Genomic DNA, 17,036 nt, shown 5'->3' with positions numbered 1-17,036 from the left:
CGTGTCAGTATCCATTATATTGATTTAATTTTGCTTTTTATACAGTGGGTATGCTCCCCCAGTATACCGACAAAATCTGAACTACTTATATGTCAAGTAGCAAACGCATTGGGTCTTCTACAAGCGTTTTAATCGCCACCAAAAACCCAACAGACTCACGCCCATCGATCAAACGATGATCATAAGAAAGGGCAAGGTACATCATTGGAAGGATGTTAATCTGAGCATTGATTACCATCGGACGTTCTTGGATTTTATGCATACCAAGAATGGCCGCTTGAGGTGGGTTAATGATTGGTGTCGACATTAGCGATCCAAAAACCCCCCCATTCGTAATAGTAAAGTTACCTCCTGTCAAATCGTCCACAGTCAACTTACCATCCCGGCCTTTAATTGCTAATTCTTTGATGCTTTTTTCGATGTCCGCAAGACTTAAACGATCACAGTCTCGAAGCACTGGTGTCACCAAACCACGAGGGGTTAACACAGCCACGCTCACATCAAAGAAATTATGGTAAACGATTTCATCCCCATCGATAGAAGCATTTACTTCCGGATAACGTTTTAATGCTTCAACAACCGCTTTTACATAGAAAGACATGAAACCTAATCGAATACTGTGACGTTCCTTGAATATATCTTTGTACTGCTTACGAATATCCATTATTGGCTTCATGTTCACTTCGTTAAAGGTTGTTAGTAGCGCGGTGCTATTCTTAGCTGCCAGTAATCGTTCCGCAATACGCTTCCGTAAACGCGTCATTGGTACACGTTTTTCGCTGCGATAACCAAAAGACAGTGTTTCTTTTTTCTCTTGAGGTTTCGTTGCGTTTACATCAGCTTGCTTAATAACAGCGCCAATATCTTCACGTGTAATACGCCCACCAACACCGGTACCTTTTACTTGTGTTGGCCGCAGATTATTACCCGCCAACAAGCGACGTGCCACAGGACTCAGAGTATCATTTTGCTCTGAAGTCAGAGAAGCTGTGTGTCTTTTATTTGGTGATGATTCAGACGACGCCGGTACATCTTGTGTGGGTTCACCCGCGACAGTTCCTTTCTTGATTCTCGCGAGTAGCTGTTTGGACAGTACTGTCGCACCTTCTTCTTCAAGAATAACTTCCAGAACACCGTCTTCAGGTGCTGGTACTTCAATAATTACTTTATCAGTTTCAATATCGACTAAAACATCTTCTCGAGAAACAGTATCGCCCGGATTTTTGTGCCAAGTAGCAATTGTTGCATCCACAACAGACTCAGGTAAGTCAGGAACCAGAATTTCGATTGTCATATCATTGTTTTCCTTAGCTTTCTAGTTCTTAATTTAAAGTAAGCGCATCTTCAATCAACGCCTTTTGTTGTTTTAAGTGGACAGACATATAGCCGACAGCTGGTGATGCAGATGCAGCACGCCCCGCATAACTTAGCGTTGCGTCAGCTGGGATCACCATTCGCAAATTATGTTGGCTACTGTACCAAGCGCCTTGATTTTGAGGCTCTTCCTGACACCACACAAAATCTTTAGCATTAATGGACTGACTTATAGCCGCTTGTAAGTCCTCTTTCGGGAACGGATACAATTGCTCAATACGCACAATAATTATATTTTTAATGTTTTCTTTGCGTCTTACTTCAAGTAAATCGTAAAATACCTTGCCAGAACACATAACAACACGTTTAATTGTATGAGGATCTAGCTCGTCAATTTCACCAATTGCAGCTTGAAAATTACCATTAGCCAGTTCTTCAAGTGAAGATGTGCATAACGGATGACGCAGCAATGATTTAGGTGACATAATCACAAGTGGACGACGCATTGGACGAAGTACTTGGCGACGAATCGTGTGATAAATCTGTGCGGGTGTTGATGGCACACAAACTTGCATATTTTGTTCCGCACAAAGCTGTAAGTAGCGTTCTAAACGTGCGGATGAGTGTTCTGGACCTTGACCTTCATAACCATGTGGTAACAGCATGGTCAATCCGCACATACGACCCCACTTTTGCTCACCAGAGCTAATGAATTGATCAATGACAACCTGAGCACCGTTAGCAAAATCACCAAACTGAGCCTCCCAGATGGTCAAACCGCACGGCTCTGCCGTGGTATACCCATACTCAAATGCAAGTACCGCTTCTTCTGATAATACAGAGTCAAACACTTGGAATGGACCTTGTTTGTCATGAATATTTGCAAGGGGAATATAAGTACTTGCATCAATTTGATTATGTAACACTGCATGACGATGGAAAAATGTCCCTCGCCCTGAATCTTGACCACTGATACGAATACGCTTTCCTTCGTCTACAAGTGTTGCATAGGCTAACGACTCTGCCATGCCCCAGTCGAGTGCTTTTTCACCATCCGCCATTAATATTCGATCTTTATAAGGTTTATCAACACGACTGTGAAGTTTGTGACTTTTAGGATACTGACATAGGCGATGACCTAACTCACTCAGACGCTTCATATTAAATGTATTTGGCCATTCAATTGTCCAGTCATGCCCAAGGTAAGGCGACCAGTCAGCAGAGTGAAGTGTCATTGGACGGTATTCTTTCGCCACATGCTCACCACGATCCAAAGCGTCTCTGTATTCATTAACGAGGTAAGTTGCCTTTTCAAGATTAGCAACCCCTTGATCAGACAAAACATCTGCATAAATTTTACGTGGTGTTGGGTGTTTTTTAATTTTTTGATACATTAATGGCTGAGTAGCATTTGGTTCATCAGCTTCATTGTGACCATGGCGACGATAGCACACCAAGTCAATAACAACATCACGTTTAAAGGTATTACGATAATCCAAGGCTAAGCGCGCTACAAACACGACGGCTTCAGGATTATCTGCATTTACATGCAAAATAGGAGCTTGAATCATCTTTGCAATATCAGTACAATACTGTGTTGAGCGCATATCATGTGGGTTCGATGTTGTGAAACCAATTTGGTTATTGACAACGATTCGAACAGTACCACCAACACAATAACCACGAGCTTGTGACATGTTAAATGTTTCTTGCACTACACCTTGTCCCGCGATTGCAGCGTCACCATGGATGGTAATTGGCAATACCGTTGAGCCATCTTTATCGCCTAGACGATCTTGACGTGCCCGGACTGAACCAATAACCACCGGGTTTACAATTTCTAGGTGTGATGGGTTAAAAGCCATGACTAAGTGAACATTTCCACCTGGTGTTGCAAAGTCACATGAAAAACCTTGGTGATATTTAACATCCCCTGTTCCCCATAATTCACCGGGTTTACCAGCAAACTCATCAAACAGTTCTGACGGCTTTTTACCTAAAACATTGACTAGCATGTTTAAACGACCGCGGTGAGCCATACCTATAACGACTTCTCTCATTCCATTCGCTCCCGCTTGGCGAATAATTTCTTTCACCATCGGAATAAGTGCATCACCACCTTCAAGAGAAAAACGCTTAGCACCAGGAAATTTTGCTCCTAAATAACGCTCTAACCCTTCTGCAGCAGTTAATTCTTCAAGTAAGGTTAGTTTTTCTCCAGTCGAAAATTCTGGCTGACCCACAATAGACTCGATACGTTGCTGTAGCCAACGTTTTTCTTCGGTATCAGTGATGTGCATATATTCAGCCCCAATAGCACCACAGTAAGTTTTATTGAGAGCAGCATATAAAGCGAAAAGTTTCATATTCTTTTGTCCAATTGCAAAAGAACCTACGTTAAATGTCTTTTCGAAATCATCTTCATTGAGAGAGTGAAATGACGGCTCCAAATCGGGGATTTGATCGCGGTGCCAAATACCTAATGGATCTAAGTTTGCTTGTTGATGTCCTCTAAAACGATAAGCGTTGATAAGTTGCAATACTTTAACCTGTTTAGCATCTACATCTGGGTCACTAATTGATGCACTATTGTACGCTGTTTTGGTAGCGAGCCTCCTAAAATAGTCACGAACTTTAGAGTGAGTTTGCTCTGGTACTTTACCATTCACAACTGGTAATGTATCAAAAACTGCTTGCCATTCGTTATCAATAGACTTGGGGTCATTGAGGTATAGTTCGTAGAGATCTTCTACGTAAGTTGCATTGGCGCCAGCCAAATGAGAAGACTTAATCCAAGCCTTCATCACGCCATTTTGCATTGTTATCCCTTAACCACTTAGTGTTATGTGTTATAATATGACAGGGATTATCCGGTCTCCTTTAAAATTCTCTTTCAGAAAATTTATAATTTTTCTTTGGTTCATTCATAAATTAGATAGCTCTTTTAAGCAACATTGAGCGAATGTTACCAATTGCTTTTGTTGGGTTAAGTCCTTTAGGACAAACATCTATACAGTTCATTATACTATGACAGCGGAAAACACTAAAAGCGTCGTCCAAATCTGATAAGCGTTTATCTGTCGCGGTATCTCGACTATCAATAAGCCAGCGATATGCCGCTAGAAGACCAGCCGGTCCAATGAATTTGTCTGGATTCCACCAAAAAGATGGACATGCTGTTGTACAACACGCACACATGATGCACTCATAGAGACCATCAAGGTGAGCTCGCTCATCAGGTGACTGAAGATTTTCACGCGACGACGGCATTCCATCGTTGATCAAAAATGGTTTGACGCGCTCATAGTTTTGATAGAACTGTATCATGTCGACAATTAAATCTCGTATTACTGGTAAGCCAGGTAGAGGTCGAATAATAATGCTCGATTTATCTGCTAGTGTAGAAAGTGGAGTCACACAAGCAAGACCATTCTTACCATTCATGTTAATGCCATCAGAGCCACAGACACCTTCACGGCATGAGCGACGAAATGCCAATGTTGAGTCTTGCTCTTTTAATAAAATCAATGCGTCTAGTACCATTATGTCAGAATCATCTGGCACTTCAAGGGTGTATTCTTTCATGTGCGGTGCATCATCAACATCGGGATTATAACGGTATACAGAAAAATTAAATGTCATGATTAGCTACCTTTTTTAGTATACACGCACTTTAGGTGGGAATGTCTCGCGATGAATTGGTGTCATGTTAACATTTCGCTTGGTCATCTCTTCTGTTTCTGGGTTGTAAATAGTATGACACAACCAGTTAGCATCATCCCGATCTTGGAAATCAAAACGTGCATGTGCGCCACGGCTTTCGGTACGGTAATTTGCGGCAACTGCTGTCGCGCAGGCTGTTGCTAATAAATTTTCTAGTTCAAGGCATTCAATGCGCTGAGTATTAAACTCACTAGATGTATCATCTAAGCATGCTTCTTGAAGACGTTCACGAATTATTTTAAGTTCTTCTAACCCCTTCGCCATAGCATCACCTTCACGGAATACTGAAAAATTATTGTGCATGCAAGACTGGAGATCTTTACGTATTTGAACCGGATCTTCACCTTGTTGTGTTAGATTCCAACGGTTAACTCGATCCAAAGATGCCTCAATGTCTGATTCCGATGCATCACGAACTTCAACCTGAGTCAACAAAGTTTCACCGAGGTGTAGACCTGTTGCTCGTCCAAATACAATAAGATCAAGCAGTGAATTACCGCCAAGACGGTTTGCTCCGTGAACAGAAACGTTGGCAATTTCACCACATGCGAATAAGCCTTGAATTTCTACATCATTACCATGCAGGTCTTGCTTAATCACTTGTCCTGAAATTTGAGTTGGAACACCTCCCATCATATAGTGGCAAGTTGGGATAACAGGAATTGATTCTTTAATTGGATCAACGTGCGCAAATGTACGAGATAGCTCAAGAATGCCAGGAAGACGCGCTTCAAGCACATCTCTACCAAGGTGATCAAGTTTAAGCTTAAGATGTGGGCCCCATGGGCCATCACACCCTCGGCCTTCTCGGATTTCGACCATCATCGAACGTGCAACCACATCACGACCAGCCAGGTCTTTTGCATTAGGAGCATAACGCTCCATGAAGCGTTCGTTATTTTTATTCAGCAAGTACCCTCCTTCACCGCGGCAACCTTCTGTAACAAGGACGCCTGCACCAGCAATACCTGTTGGGTGGAACTGCCACATTTCCATATCTTGTAATGGCACGCCAGCACGCAGAGCCATACCTATACCGTCACCAGTGTTGATGTGAGCGTTAGTGGTAGATTGGTAAATGCGACCAGCGCCGCCAGTTGCAAGGATAGTTGCCTTAGCTTTGAAATAATAAATTTCACTATTTTCCATACACATGACGGTAGCGCCAACTATTACATCATCTTGATTTTTAACCAAATCTAAAGCATACCATTCAGAAAAAATAGTTGTTTTATTTTTTATATTTTGTTGATAAAGCGTATGAAGCAACGCGTGACCTGTACGATCAGCAGCCGCCGCTGTACGTACCGCTTGCTCACCACCGAATGCTTTTGATTGGCCACCAAAGGGTCGCTGATAAATGCTGCCATCTTCGAAACGAGAAAATGGTAAGCCCATTCTTTCGAGCTCAATGATTGATTGAGGTCCTGTTTTGCACATGTATTCGATTGCGTTTTGGTCACCTATATAATCCGATCCCTTAACGGTGTCATACATGTGCCATTCCCAATTATCTTCATGGGAATTACCAAGCGCTACTGTGATTCCACCTTGTGCAGAAACAGTATGTGAACGTGTTGGAAATACTTTAGACAGCAAAGCACAAGATAAACCTTCTTCAGATATTTGCAATGCAGCACGCATGCCTGCACCACCAGCCCCGATGACAATTGCGTCAAATTCTTTAATTAGCATACTCACTTAAACTCTCCACAATACGCAAAAGCCGGTTAATAGATAGATAAACAATAAAACAACAATACCAAACTGCATCAACACGCGAAGAAGCGTAGGCTTAATGTAGTCAGTAAGCACTTGCCACATGCCTATCCATGCATGGATAAGTACGCAAATCAAAGCCAGCATAGTAAACGCTTTATTCCATGTCTGACCCCAAAATTCGAACCAGATCTGACCAGACAACTCAGGACCAAAAGCAAAACATCCAACCATATACAGAGTATATAGTGTCATAATAATGGCAGTAGCACGGATCATAATAAAATCATGCACACCGCTTCCACCGAAAGAAGATACATGTTTTACCATACTAAAATCCCCGCGAACACTGACAACAATAAGGTTACACTAAAAGTAACTTGTGCACTCAACGTGCCAGCTTCAAGTGTTTCAAAACACTTCATATCCATCAAGATGTGGCGAATACCGCCAACAATGTGATAAGCCAATGCTGTGAGGATGCCCCACAGAATAAATTTAGCAAAGAAGCCATCTATAAAATTTGCAGCAGATTCGAAACCACTAGGGGATGAAAGAGATAGGCTTAAAATCCATAGTAGGATAGCAACCGATATTAAAGTAATAACACCAGATACACGGTGCGTAATAGACGCAATTGCTGTAATTGGGAACCTAATGGTATGAAGGTCTAGATTTACCGGTCTTTGCTTCGTTACTTTCATGATATATACTCAATCAACTTGAAGATACAGAGGCGAAAAACTGAGACTGATTATTTACTTTGAACGTTAAATAGCCTGTAATCTTTGAAATGGTCCCAGTAAATAATTGTATAATAGCCTCTTTAAACCAATGTTGATTTTTGTAGTACACACTGGTGCTTGACTGCTCATTCATTATCTGCCATAGCTGCTTTAACGGGTTGAGATCTGAGTTATAAAGGGGAGGGAAATAATGAAGCTTAATCTTAAGAATGAATACTGCGTTTTTGACGAAATTACTTCGATGATATGCCGTTTTATCGAGAACAATATGGAGCTGATGAGTTGGTGGACAATTTTTTCTTAGTTTGCTAGAAAAATGAGTGATATGTGCACTGGTTATTGCCTTATAAGTGTTGACTAAGGGATCCTTAATATCGCTAAAATCTAAGTCTTGCATAATATTATTATGACTGCGAATACTCACCGCTTCAAGGACTTTATTTTTCGATTTACGTATCCATTCATACGTTATTTGTGTCGCTTGTATTGGGTGAATGGTGTCAATGAATAAACTGGATGCTTCCTTAGTATAAACGGTTTTTAATGCATCATAGTGATAAGTAAAATTTTCTTGTTTTTTTGCATCAAACTGATGTGGAATCTCTTTCGCCATATTGTCATTGGATGTATTATGCTGATGCCACTGGTTCGTTATTGTTACCATGTGTTTCACTACAAATTGCTCATCAACATTAAAAAGAGTTTGATGGGTATGGGGGTAAATAAACTCGCTGAGGTTCTCAATAAAGGTTATTATCCGGGAGGCATGAAAGTGACTGCTTGTGTTATTATTTTTAAGTTTTAGTGTTACAAATTGCTTATGATTTTTGAGGTGACGTAGAGCTGTTATTGCATGAATACGTAGAACTTTAGAAATCATGGCAGTATTCCAACCTTAGAATATAAGAAGTATTGCATTTATGCAGCCATATACTTAGCTATCACGAGCCTTATCATGCTGGATTTCAAGTTTTTATTTTTGACTTTTAGTTTAGGAAAACTGCCACAGCTATAATATGGTTCTGAACCATTAAGAGATCCAGCATCTTCAATGCTTATGAGTGTAGTACACTCATAAGCATTGAGCAATTATTATCAGACTTTCTGATATTATATCTCGTTACAGCGTCTAGACTCATAATATCTTGATTATTCGTGACGAATGCTATTGCCATTTACTTCTATTTATGCTGCGCTTTACGCTGAAAAATATTATATAAAGCCTTAAATATCTCGGCTTTCTATAATATTCAGAGACCTTCAGCAAAGTATATGCCCTGCAACATTTAAGCATAAATTAATAAAATTAATGGAAGTACCGAAACCGAGCATTAACTTAAACTACATATATTTGTTATGCTTGCACGTACCCGACAAAGTTCACTTCTCTAAATTGACATCTTATTCAGCGCTCGGTACAACAATGTTGTTTGTATCCAGAATAGGATTCTATAATATTAAAGGTGGATATTATGACTGATCAGAAAGCTATCCTGCAAATAGAAGGGAAAGCACCTATTGAACTGTCGATTAAAGGAGGCACAGTAGGTCCAAAAGTTATTGACGTACGGACGTTAGGAACACATGGATTTTTTACATTTGATCCAGGATTTGTTGTAACTGCATCATGTAACTCGCAAATTACATACATTGATGGTGATGCTGGGGTCTTATTGCACCGAGGGTACCCAATTGATCAATTAGCTAATAACGCAGATTACTTAGAAGTTTGTTATATCCTTATGTATGGGGAAGTACCCACCCGCCAGCAATATACAGAATTTCGTCGAGTTGTAAGTCGTCACACAATGGTTCACGAACAAATTGCCAGTTTTTTTCGTGGTTTCCGTCGTGATGCACATCCAATGGCGGTTATGGTCGGTGTGGTTGGTGCGTTGGCAGCATTTTATCACGACTCACTCGATGTCAATAACGAAGTTCACCGCGAGATCACTGCATATCGTCTACTCTCTAAAATGCCGACCTTAGCGGCGATGTGTTATAAATACTCAATTGGTCAACCATTTATCTACCCACGCAATGACTTAGATTATGCTGAAAACTTCTTACACATGATGTTTGCGACCCCATGTGAAAGATATGACGTAAACCCAATACTGGCTCGAGCAATGGATAAAATTTTTACGTTACACGCTGATCATGAACAAAATGCATCCACGTCTACAGTGCGTTTAGCAGGCTCTTCTGGTGCTAACCCATTTGCATGTATTGCCGCTGGTATTGCATCTCTTTGGGGACCAGCACATGGTGGTGCTAATGAAGCCTGTTTGAAAATGCTAGAAGAGATAGGTTCGGTGGAAAACATTCATGAATACATTGAACGAGCAAAAAACACAAATGATCCATTCCGTTTAATGGGTTTCGGTCACCGTGTGTACAAAAGCTATGACCCGCGTGCTACAGTGATGAATGAAGCATGTCATGAGGTTCTTAAAGAACTGGAAATCAATGATCCATTGCTAAATATTGCAATGGAGCTTGAGCGAATTGCTCTTTCAGACCCGTATTTTATTGAGAAGAAACTGTACCCAAATGTCGATTTTTATTCAGGTATTACCTTGAAAGCAATTGGTATCCCGATGTCTATGTTCACTGTGATTTTTGCGATGTCTCGCACTATTGGTTGGATTGCACATTGGAACGAAATGCATGAAGATCCGCAAAATCGTATTGGTCGTCCTCGTCAGCTCTACACTGGTTATGCTAAACGTAATTTCAAGCCTCTTGACGAGCGTGATTAATTGCAATGTTTGTTGTATATGTGTTACATGTAAACGTCGCATATGCGACGCATTTTGAATGCGATGCATCAATATTTATACCGGATTATCAATATCAATAAAGGTCACATCAATCCCATGGTTGCTAGACAACCATTCACCCAAGGCTTTCACGCCGTATCGTTCTGTAGCGTGATGGCCAGCCCCAAAATAATGAATTCCTTGTTCACGTGCTGAAAATGTTGTTCGTTCAGATACTTCACCAGAAATAAAGGCATGAAGCCCTTTACTAGCAGCAAGATCAATAAAGCCCTGACCTCCTCCGGAAGACCATCCAACACGTTTAATGTCATTAAAAATCCTTCCATCAATATACAGAGGCATACGATGTAGACGTTGCTGAATATGCGCAGTGAAGGCAGTTACCGACATTGGTTTACTCATCTCGCCCCAAATTGCAACAGACTGTGGATTTCCGTCTTCCATGCTACCTTTAATGTCGATCTCCAATAATGCTGCAAGTTGTGTATTATTACCTACTTCTGGATGCACATCGAGCGGAAGGTGATAGGCATAAAGGTTTATATTATTTTCAATTAAGGCTTTAATTCTACGAAATTTCATGCCTTTCAACGGTTCAGGTTCACCACGCCAAAAGTAACCATGATGGACCAATATTGCATCAGCAGTATGGCTAATCGCTTCGTCAATTAGCTCCTGACAGGCCGTCACACCTGTGACAATCTTCTTTACGTTCGATGTTCCTTCAACTTGCATGCCGTTGGGGCAATAATCCTTTATGACATGGGTCTTCAAAAATACGTTGAGAAGCGTTTCCAATGTAAAATTATTCATGTGCATCCTAAATGGCGGAAAAAGTACGAAGAGTCATCTTATTGTATATTCAATAAATATAAAGATGCAGGTTTGAGAACCTGAAATTTATTATTGGCTCAGGACGTCAAAGAGGCTTTGTTTACTGAACCTGGGAACTACATTAGTAATTTACATGTTAAAAGCTAGGTTTACTTAAATATCTAGGTCTATGGGTAAACTTCGCTATAAAACAACCAACTGGAAGTAGTATAATTAAATTTGAATTAATCGTGACTCACTAGCATTCTGGATTAATGTAGAAGTTATGTAGCTATAACATCAAACCGAGCAAGATAGTTGTGGAAAATGTCGTTTATGTAATGGCTTAGCCAATACGATGGATTTCATGGCTAAACTAGCATTTTCAATGCCATTGAAAGGTTTGTAAGGATGTATTAGTGCTATTTTTAAACTTGTTCAACTACCTTTATTATGCCCCCATTATTAATGCATTAGCAAGCACGCCAAAATGGTTCACATCCGTGCCTGAGGCGAAGCTTAAAGGAATCATCCAGCACTTAGCTATTGATTGTATGGGGCTGAGAGTCTACGGTAAGGGTAAGTAATACGTAGAAAAGTATGGTATTTATGAAAACGTCAAATTTGGTGCAAGTCACATTTAGCGGTAAATATAAAGACGCATGAAATCATTGCTGTTGGGTTAAGTGCATCAAATATGATGAACGATTAAACAATCGTTTTTGTTTTAGGCATACCTAGTCCGGTCAGTTTATTTGATGTTCCTATTATGGCGTAAGTCTCGTTAATCTGAGAAGTATGATTTCTTAAACTCAATGTCCCGCCAAATAGTTTTTTGATTCAAAACATTGCCGTCTCTGATAGGGAACGCTTATAGTAAACATACCCTGTTTTTCAATGCTGCTTGGAATCGTCTAATTTTTGGCATGGACCGCTAAATTACGTGAATGACCTTGTTCCCTAAAAATACTCCTTTTCTTGGTGGTCTGCCTAGGCTTGCTCGTTTAATGCGAAGGGTTTCGTAACATGGTCTGGTGTCACAAGCGCCATCGGCTGATATTTCATTCATTTTTGGCGGTCTGTTTGAGTAAGCTAAGTAGCACTTCACTGTCTGTTATATTTGATGCACTTAACTCAGCAGTAATAATTGTATGCGTATTTATATCTACCGCTAAATGTAACTTGCGTGAGATTCTTCGTTTCCTATGAGGACCATGCTTTTCTGCTTCTCATTTTCCTTCACCGTAGACGTTAAGTCCAGTAAAATGCATGGCTAAGTGCTGTATGCTTCCTTTATTTTTCGTCTTGAACGTGACGTTAATTGTTTTGGTTCGCTTGTTAACGCATGAATAGTGAGGGTATGACAATGGCAATTGAGTAAATTTGAAGACAGAATTAATGAATTTTTAATGGCATTAAAAATACGCATTTAACCATGAGCAAGGGGGGTAAATCGCTAAATAAAGGAGGTTTTTTTATGATTACCCGGCTTAGTTTGACTCCATAGCTGAATAGCTTCTTGATCAATCTAGAATGTTAGTGAGCCCCAAGTGATTAAAGCTTGATTATGCTGCTTTCAGCTAGCTGTTTAGAGTGTAGCTTAATAATTTAGTTCCCTCATTTAGGAAGTACAGTATACACAGGTCCAGGATAAAAGTACTAGATTGAGCATTGTGAACACTGACGATGCTGTTGTAAGCTGCCTGGTAAGTCCTTCAGCTTGTATATGCTTAAATAGCTTGTCCGGCAAATATAGCAGAGCACATTGTCAAACTTGCTATGAATAATGCTGTGTATACTCAACGCATGGAAAGAAAAAAATTAACTTTGCATGCGTGCTTAAAATGACTTAATCGGGGAATAATCAGATACATAAAATCAAGAGTAATGCATAAATAGTCTGTACGTGTATTGAATGATAGTATTACCTCTAAACCATAATCAACTTATTGAATGCATGATCGTATAGTTTTACAATTCTTAATTGAAATAGTTTTTATTGCTGCTTAAGTCGTACACTTTTTCTGATTTTTATCTAAACGATACTATCAGGTATTGGGAGTATGATAGTTATTGAATGGGCCTCAGGGCGATTAACGGAAATAACAATTACACAGGACATGGCAATGGAAAATGCGATTCAAGGAGCGGTTAATTGGTATGCAGAAAACCAAAATGTACTGCTACAATATGCGGTTAATGTTATATCCGCATTCTTGATTATGATTATCGGTAACTGGGTCGTTAAAAAAATCACCAATACTGTGGCGAGAATCATGTACAAAAAACAATTCGATAAAAGTATTGTAGAGTTTCTTCATTCTTTTGCGCGTTACTTCCTATTTGTCATTGTTATCATAGCAGCACTAAGTAAATTAGGAATTCAAACTGCGTCTATGGTTGCTATTATCGGGGCGGCAGGTTTGACCGTTGGCTTAGCTATTCAAGGTTCTCTCTCCAACTTTGCTGCGGGGGTATTGCTTGTTGTTTCCCGTCCATTCAAGTCAGGAGACTATGTTGAAGTGGCGAGTATATCTGGCTCTGTTAAATTTATTCAAATTTTTTCAACAGTATTGACAACACCTGATAATAAAATGATTATTGTGCCAAATAGTGCGGTGATTTCAAGTCCTATTACGAATTATTCACGGTATAATACGCGTCGTATAGATTTTATGATTCGTGTGTCATACAGTGCAGACCTTCAAAAAACAAAAGCTGTGCTAGCGTCGGTATTAGCTGCGGAACCTCGCCTTCTTGCGACACCGAAAGCAACTATTGGTGTGATGGAATTGGGCGATTTTTCTGTAAATTTTATTGTTCGCCCATGGGTTAAAACAGTAAATTACTGGGGTGTATATGTTGATCTTTTGCAAGCAATTAAAGAAGGACTTGATAAAGACGGTATTGAAATTCCATTCCCACAGATGGATATTCATGTTCAAAAAAGTGATGTGTAAATAGGCTTTGTTTCCTAATTGGAATTCAGATAATAAATTTCAGCATCATTAACTATTAGACGATCGTTTTCGTGTTAGGTATACCTAACCATGTCTGCTTATTTAACGCTTTTATCGTTGCGTAGGTTTTGTTAATCTGAGCACTCTGATCCCTTAAGCTCAATATTCCTTCGAGTAGTTTTTTGACTCGAAACATGCCCGTCTCTGATAGGGAAAGTTTCTGGTAACCATACCTTGTTTTTTTATGTTGCTTGGAATCGTATAACTTCTGGTAACTGACCGCTAAATTATTTAGGTGATTTAGTTCCCAAAAAGTGTTCCTTTTTTTGGTTGTATGAGTGAGCCTTCTCGTTTAATATGAACGGTTTCGTAACATTGTCTGATTTTGTAAGCACTATCGGCTGACATTTAATTATTTTTTTTGGGAGGTTTGTTTGAGTAAGTTAGGTAGCACCTTACCGTCAGTCGCATTTAATGTACTGAATTCAGAACAATGATTTCATGCGTATTTATATCTACCGCTAAGTGTAATATGCGGCAGACTTGTCGTTTCCCATCAGTACCATGCTTTTTTACTTTCCATTCGCTTTTACCTTAAATTTTGAGCCCCGTAGAGTCAATAGTCAAGTGCTGTGTGCTTCCTTTATTTTTCGTTTTGAACGTGACACTAACCGTTTTGGTTCGCTTGCTAATGCATGTACAGTGAGAGCATGACAATGGTAGTTGAGCAAATTTAAAAATAGAATTAATGAATCTTTGAAGACTTCTCAATGATATTAAAGTACGCATTTGACAATGAGGGTTGTTATAATGACTAAGTAGCTAAGTAAACGAGGTCTTCCATGATTATCCTGCTTAGTTTGATTCCATAGCTGAATAGCTTTTTCATCAATTCAGAATGTTAGTGAGCTACGATTGATTAAAGCTTGATTATGTTGCTTCGAGTTAGTTGTTTTGCAGCGAAGATTGTTAATAGACCTGACTATTTAGAGTGTTTCTTGAAAATTTTATTCCATTATTTAGGAAAGTAAGCCGCTTCCCAGAAACGTTCCCTGTCAAAGGCGGTAATGTTTCAGGTTAAAAAATTACTTGTAGGGACATTGAGTCTAAGGAATCACACAACTCAGATTAGTGAAACCGACAGCATAATAGAAGCATTAAATAAGCTGACAGAATTGAGTATACCTAATACGAAAGCGATTGTTTAATAGTGCATCATGTTGGGATTCCCCATCTGAATTCAAAATAGGAAATCAAGTATTTAAATTGTATGACTCCGTTTATTCCAGCATCATTTAGGGACCAGAGGTTTTAGTGCACCAACGGCTGCATTATCTTGTTTTACTTTAGCGACTTTTTCAAGTAGTTTTAATAAAACTGTATTATTCCACGTCGTTTTTGTGTGACTATAATGACTTGCCATCATAGTAGTGACTTCAATATCGATATCTTTACGAAGTTTTTTCAAAACATAGAGCGAGTCCCATTCTCTATAGCGTGTTGAAACAACTAATGCATTATTTTCACGTACAGCTGTTTCCAAGGCATGAAGAACAGAGCTCGGTGCTTTAGTGCGGGTGTGTAGTGCGTTGCTTGTTCTTATTGTCTGCTTGAGCTTGCGAATAAACATAAACAGTGTTCCCAACCAGAGTATCGCAAAGATATAAGTCGTCCATCGCCAGTAAGTAGCTACTTGTGCTACTGGAGCTTGCGAGGAAATAACGTGTGATTGAGTTGGATTAGAGGTTATCAAATTTTGTATTATTGTGTCATTTATTCCTGATATAATCCGCAGCGTTAAACTTGGAATATTGCTTGATTTTTGTTTTCCCGCATTGGTATCAAACCAATTAATTGAGAGTGCTGGCAAAATAACTTTTCCCTCTTCACGAGGGATAACCACCTGTTTTACTTTCATCACAGTGTAACTATTTTCTTCATGGTATTCTGCTTTATTAGAATATACGCGCACATTTACAGGGTAATCTAAGCTAAAATTAGGCATTACACTTTGAGTAGTATTCTTGATTTTAAGCGTAATAGTTCGGGTGATAGGTTCTCCGATTCTAGCTGTTTGGTCTTGATTATTCAGTTCCGAACCTAGTGAATCTGGATCCCAACGTTGAGATAATTGAAGATCTGATGTAGGTAACCAGAGGCCAGTATAAGCTAGAGGTTTTTTTTTAATGTGTAAAGAAAGATTTTTGGCTTGGCGACTCAGTGGGATACCTATGGATGAATTCCAACGATTACCCGTTACATATGTCCCTGTGAATATCGGACCTTCTAACGTGAAATTGCCTGATGTTCTTGGGGTGATTTGGTACTGTCGTTGGAGAACGATATATAGACGACCATTACGCACTATTTCCGTTTGCTGGTCTTTACCTACTTGCTTAATATCTAAACCATCACCGAATGGTGATTGTAGTGTAGGAGAATCAATGCGTGTGCCAATAAATAGTTCAACGCCATAGGTAAACGTTTCACCAATGTAGCCATTTTGTCGATCAATGCTCACGTTCATCTGAATCGCTTGATCGTCAGCATGCTTGTCATGTTGGCTGCTTTTTATTACCTGTATCTGAATGGGTGTAGTTTGCATGCCTTTCAGCTGAAAGCTCGGAATAGTAAGAGTACCGACCGCTTTGCCAGCAACTGTGATATTAAACTCTGTCTTACGTGTCATAGCGCCATTTATAATCGATGTGCTACTGCTGATACTTGGGCTGCCATATATAAAATTTTTAGCAAGCGGCGTAAGATCTAGCACATTATTATCAATATTTTGATCGACTGAGATAGTTAGTTGAAATGGTTCATTGATGGCAACAACATTTTTCGACACCGTAGCAACGGCTTGTGCGGCAAATGTTAATCCAGGCATAATTATCATTATTATTGCTGAAAGCAGTGCAAAACCTTTTTTGTATTGTGAGCATGCATTCAGTGTAATTGTCAAAAATATCATTGCGCAT

13 protein-coding genes and 2 pseudogenes are annotated in these 17,036 nt (G+C 39.6%); 4 read left to right on the top strand and 11 right to left on the bottom strand.

All coding sequences use genetic code 11. The features are described from left to right. Window positions 1-85: 85 nt before the first annotated feature. The 7 genes from odhB to BTN50_RS08450 form a co-directional block, all read right to left on the bottom strand. The gene (gene odhB / locus BTN50_RS08480; RefSeq protein WP_096619820.1) at window positions 86-1,294 is read right to left on the bottom strand and encodes a 2-oxoglutarate dehydrogenase complex dihydrolipoyllysine-residue succinyltransferase; all 1,209 of its coding nucleotides are present in this window, start codon (window positions 1,292-1,294) and stop codon (window positions 86-88) included. Window positions 1,295-1,322: 28 nt separating this feature from the next. Then, window positions 1,323-4,133: a 2-oxoglutarate dehydrogenase E1 component gene (sucA, locus tag BTN50_RS08475; protein WP_096619818.1), complete on the bottom strand. Its 2,811-nt coding sequence runs from the start codon at window positions 4,131-4,133 to the stop codon at window positions 1,323-1,325. Between the two features lie 112 nt (window positions 4,134-4,245). After that, window positions 4,246-4,956, bottom strand: a complete 711-nt coding sequence (locus tag BTN50_RS08470; protein ID WP_096619816.1) for a succinate dehydrogenase iron-sulfur subunit — start codon at window positions 4,954-4,956, stop codon at window positions 4,246-4,248. 15 nt (window positions 4,957-4,971) lie between these two features. Beyond that, window positions 4,972-6,732, bottom strand: a complete 1,761-nt coding sequence (gene sdhA, locus BTN50_RS08465; RefSeq protein WP_394336797.1) for a succinate dehydrogenase flavoprotein subunit — start codon at window positions 6,730-6,732, stop codon at window positions 4,972-4,974. Window positions 6,733-6,738: 6 nt separating this feature from the next. After that, window positions 6,739-7,086: a succinate dehydrogenase, hydrophobic membrane anchor protein gene (sdhD, locus tag BTN50_RS08460; protein WP_096619813.1), complete on the bottom strand. Its 348-nt coding sequence runs from the start codon at window positions 7,084-7,086 to the stop codon at window positions 6,739-6,741. Beyond that, the gene (sdhC, locus tag BTN50_RS08455; RefSeq protein WP_096619811.1) at window positions 7,080-7,460 is read right to left on the bottom strand and encodes a succinate dehydrogenase cytochrome b556 subunit; all 381 of its coding nucleotides are present in this window, start codon (window positions 7,458-7,460) and stop codon (window positions 7,080-7,082) included. The genes sdhD and sdhC overlap by 7 nt, the downstream gene beginning before the upstream one ends. 13 nt (window positions 7,461-7,473) lie before the next feature. Then, a complete protein-coding gene (locus tag BTN50_RS08450) occupies window positions 7,474-8,166 on the bottom strand; it encodes a transposase (RefSeq protein ID WP_161493007.1) in 693 nt (230 codons plus the stop codon). Window positions 8,167-8,974: 808 nt separating this feature from the next. Between BTN50_RS08450 and BTN50_RS08445 the strand changes: the two genes are divergently transcribed. Then, window positions 8,975-10,264 (top strand): citrate synthase, encoded by a 1,290-nt coding sequence (locus BTN50_RS08445; protein WP_096619807.1) that lies wholly within the window; start codon window positions 8,975-8,977, stop codon window positions 10,262-10,264. Window positions 10,265-10,339: 75 nt separating this feature from the next. On the opposite strand, the gene BTN50_RS08440 is transcribed toward BTN50_RS08445, so the two are convergent. After that, entirely contained in the window at window positions 10,340-11,098 is a 759-nt protein-coding gene (locus BTN50_RS08440) for a Nif3-like dinuclear metal center hexameric protein (RefSeq protein ID WP_096619805.1), read from the bottom strand. A 419-nt stretch (window positions 11,099-11,517) separates the two neighbouring features. On the opposite strand from BTN50_RS08440, the gene BTN50_RS10290 reads away from it, so the two are divergent. Beyond that, window positions 11,518-11,685 (top strand): hypothetical protein, encoded by a 168-nt coding sequence (locus BTN50_RS10290; protein ID WP_161493006.1) that lies wholly within the window; start codon window positions 11,518-11,520, stop codon window positions 11,683-11,685. A 121-nt stretch (window positions 11,686-11,806) separates the two neighbouring features. Here BTN50_RS10290 and BTN50_RS08435 read toward each other — a convergent pair. Further along, window positions 11,807-12,653: pseudogene (locus tag BTN50_RS08435) on the bottom strand (IS5 family transposase). A 571-nt stretch (window positions 12,654-13,224) separates the two neighbouring features. On the opposite strand from BTN50_RS08435, the gene BTN50_RS08430 reads away from it, so the two are divergent. Continuing rightward, the gene (locus BTN50_RS08430) at window positions 13,225-14,058 is read left to right on the top strand and encodes a mechanosensitive ion channel domain-containing protein (protein ID WP_096620010.1); all 834 of its coding nucleotides are present in this window, start codon (window positions 13,225-13,227) and stop codon (window positions 14,056-14,058) included. A gap of 55 nt (window positions 14,059-14,113) precedes the next feature. Here the strand turns inward: BTN50_RS08430 and BTN50_RS08425 are convergent. After that, window positions 14,114-15,032: pseudogene (locus BTN50_RS08425) on the bottom strand (IS5 family transposase). Window positions 15,033-15,125: 93 nt separating this feature from the next. On the opposite strand from BTN50_RS08425, the gene BTN50_RS10285 reads away from it, so the two are divergent. Then, on the top strand, window positions 15,126-15,266 hold the full coding sequence (locus tag BTN50_RS10285; protein WP_161493005.1) for a hypothetical protein: 141 nt from the start codon (window positions 15,126-15,128) through the stop codon (window positions 15,264-15,266). 83 nt (window positions 15,267-15,349) lie between these two features. Here the strand turns inward: BTN50_RS10285 and BTN50_RS08420 are convergent, their stop codons facing one another. Continuing rightward, window positions 15,350-17,029: a BatD family protein gene (locus tag BTN50_RS08420; protein ID WP_235611021.1), complete on the bottom strand. Its 1,680-nt coding sequence runs from the start codon at window positions 17,027-17,029 to the stop codon at window positions 15,350-15,352. Window positions 17,030-17,036: the final 7 nt, after the last annotated feature.

Origin of the sequence: Candidatus Enterovibrio altilux, from assembly GCF_002381345.1 — a bacterium.
GTDB classification, from domain to species: domain Bacteria; phylum Pseudomonadota; class Gammaproteobacteria; order Enterobacterales; family Vibrionaceae; genus Enterovibrio; species Enterovibrio altilux.
The sequence above is the reverse complement of the archived record's forward strand: the minus strand, read 5'-3'. Positions and strand labels throughout refer to the sequence as shown.

What these genes read in the sequence shown, in the direction of transcription:
- sucA (WP_096619818.1), bottom strand. Translation starts at nt 4,133, where the DNA reads ATGCAAAATGGCGTGATGAAGGCTTGGATTAAGTCTTCTCATTTGGCT.
- BTN50_RS08430 (WP_096620010.1), top strand. Translation starts at nt 13,225, where the DNA reads ATGGAAAATGCGATTCAAGGAGCGGTTAATTGGTATGCAGAAAACCAA.
- BTN50_RS08450 (WP_161493007.1), bottom strand. Translation starts at nt 8,166, where the DNA reads ATGGTAACAATAACGAACCAGTGGCATCAGCATAATACATCCAATGAC.
- BTN50_RS08420 (WP_235611021.1), bottom strand. Translation starts at nt 17,029, where the DNA reads ATGATATTTTTGACAATTACACTGAATGCATGCTCACAATACAAAAAA.
- BTN50_RS08470 (WP_096619816.1), bottom strand. Translation starts at nt 4,956, where the DNA reads ATGACATTTAATTTTTCTGTATACCGTTATAATCCCGATGTTGATGAT.
- BTN50_RS08440 (WP_096619805.1), bottom strand. Translation starts at nt 11,098, where the DNA reads ATGAATAATTTTACATTGGAAACGCTTCTCAACGTATTTTTGAAGACC.
- BTN50_RS10285 (WP_161493005.1), top strand. Translation starts at nt 15,126, where the DNA reads ATGTTTCAGGTTAAAAAATTACTTGTAGGGACATTGAGTCTAAGGAAT.
- sdhD (WP_096619813.1), bottom strand. Translation starts at nt 7,086, where the DNA reads ATGGTAAAACATGTATCTTCTTTCGGTGGAAGCGGTGTGCATGATTTT.
- sdhC (WP_096619811.1), bottom strand. Translation starts at nt 7,460, where the DNA reads ATGAAAGTAACGAAGCAAAGACCGGTAAATCTAGACCTTCATACCATT.
- sdhA (WP_394336797.1), bottom strand. Translation starts at nt 6,732, where the DNA reads ATGCTAATTAAAGAATTTGACGCAATTGTCATCGGGGCTGGTGGTGCA.
- odhB (WP_096619820.1), bottom strand. Translation starts at nt 1,294, where the DNA reads ATGACAATCGAAATTCTGGTTCCTGACTTACCTGAGTCTGTTGTGGAT.
- BTN50_RS08445 (WP_096619807.1), top strand. Translation starts at nt 8,975, where the DNA reads ATGACTGATCAGAAAGCTATCCTGCAAATAGAAGGGAAAGCACCTATT.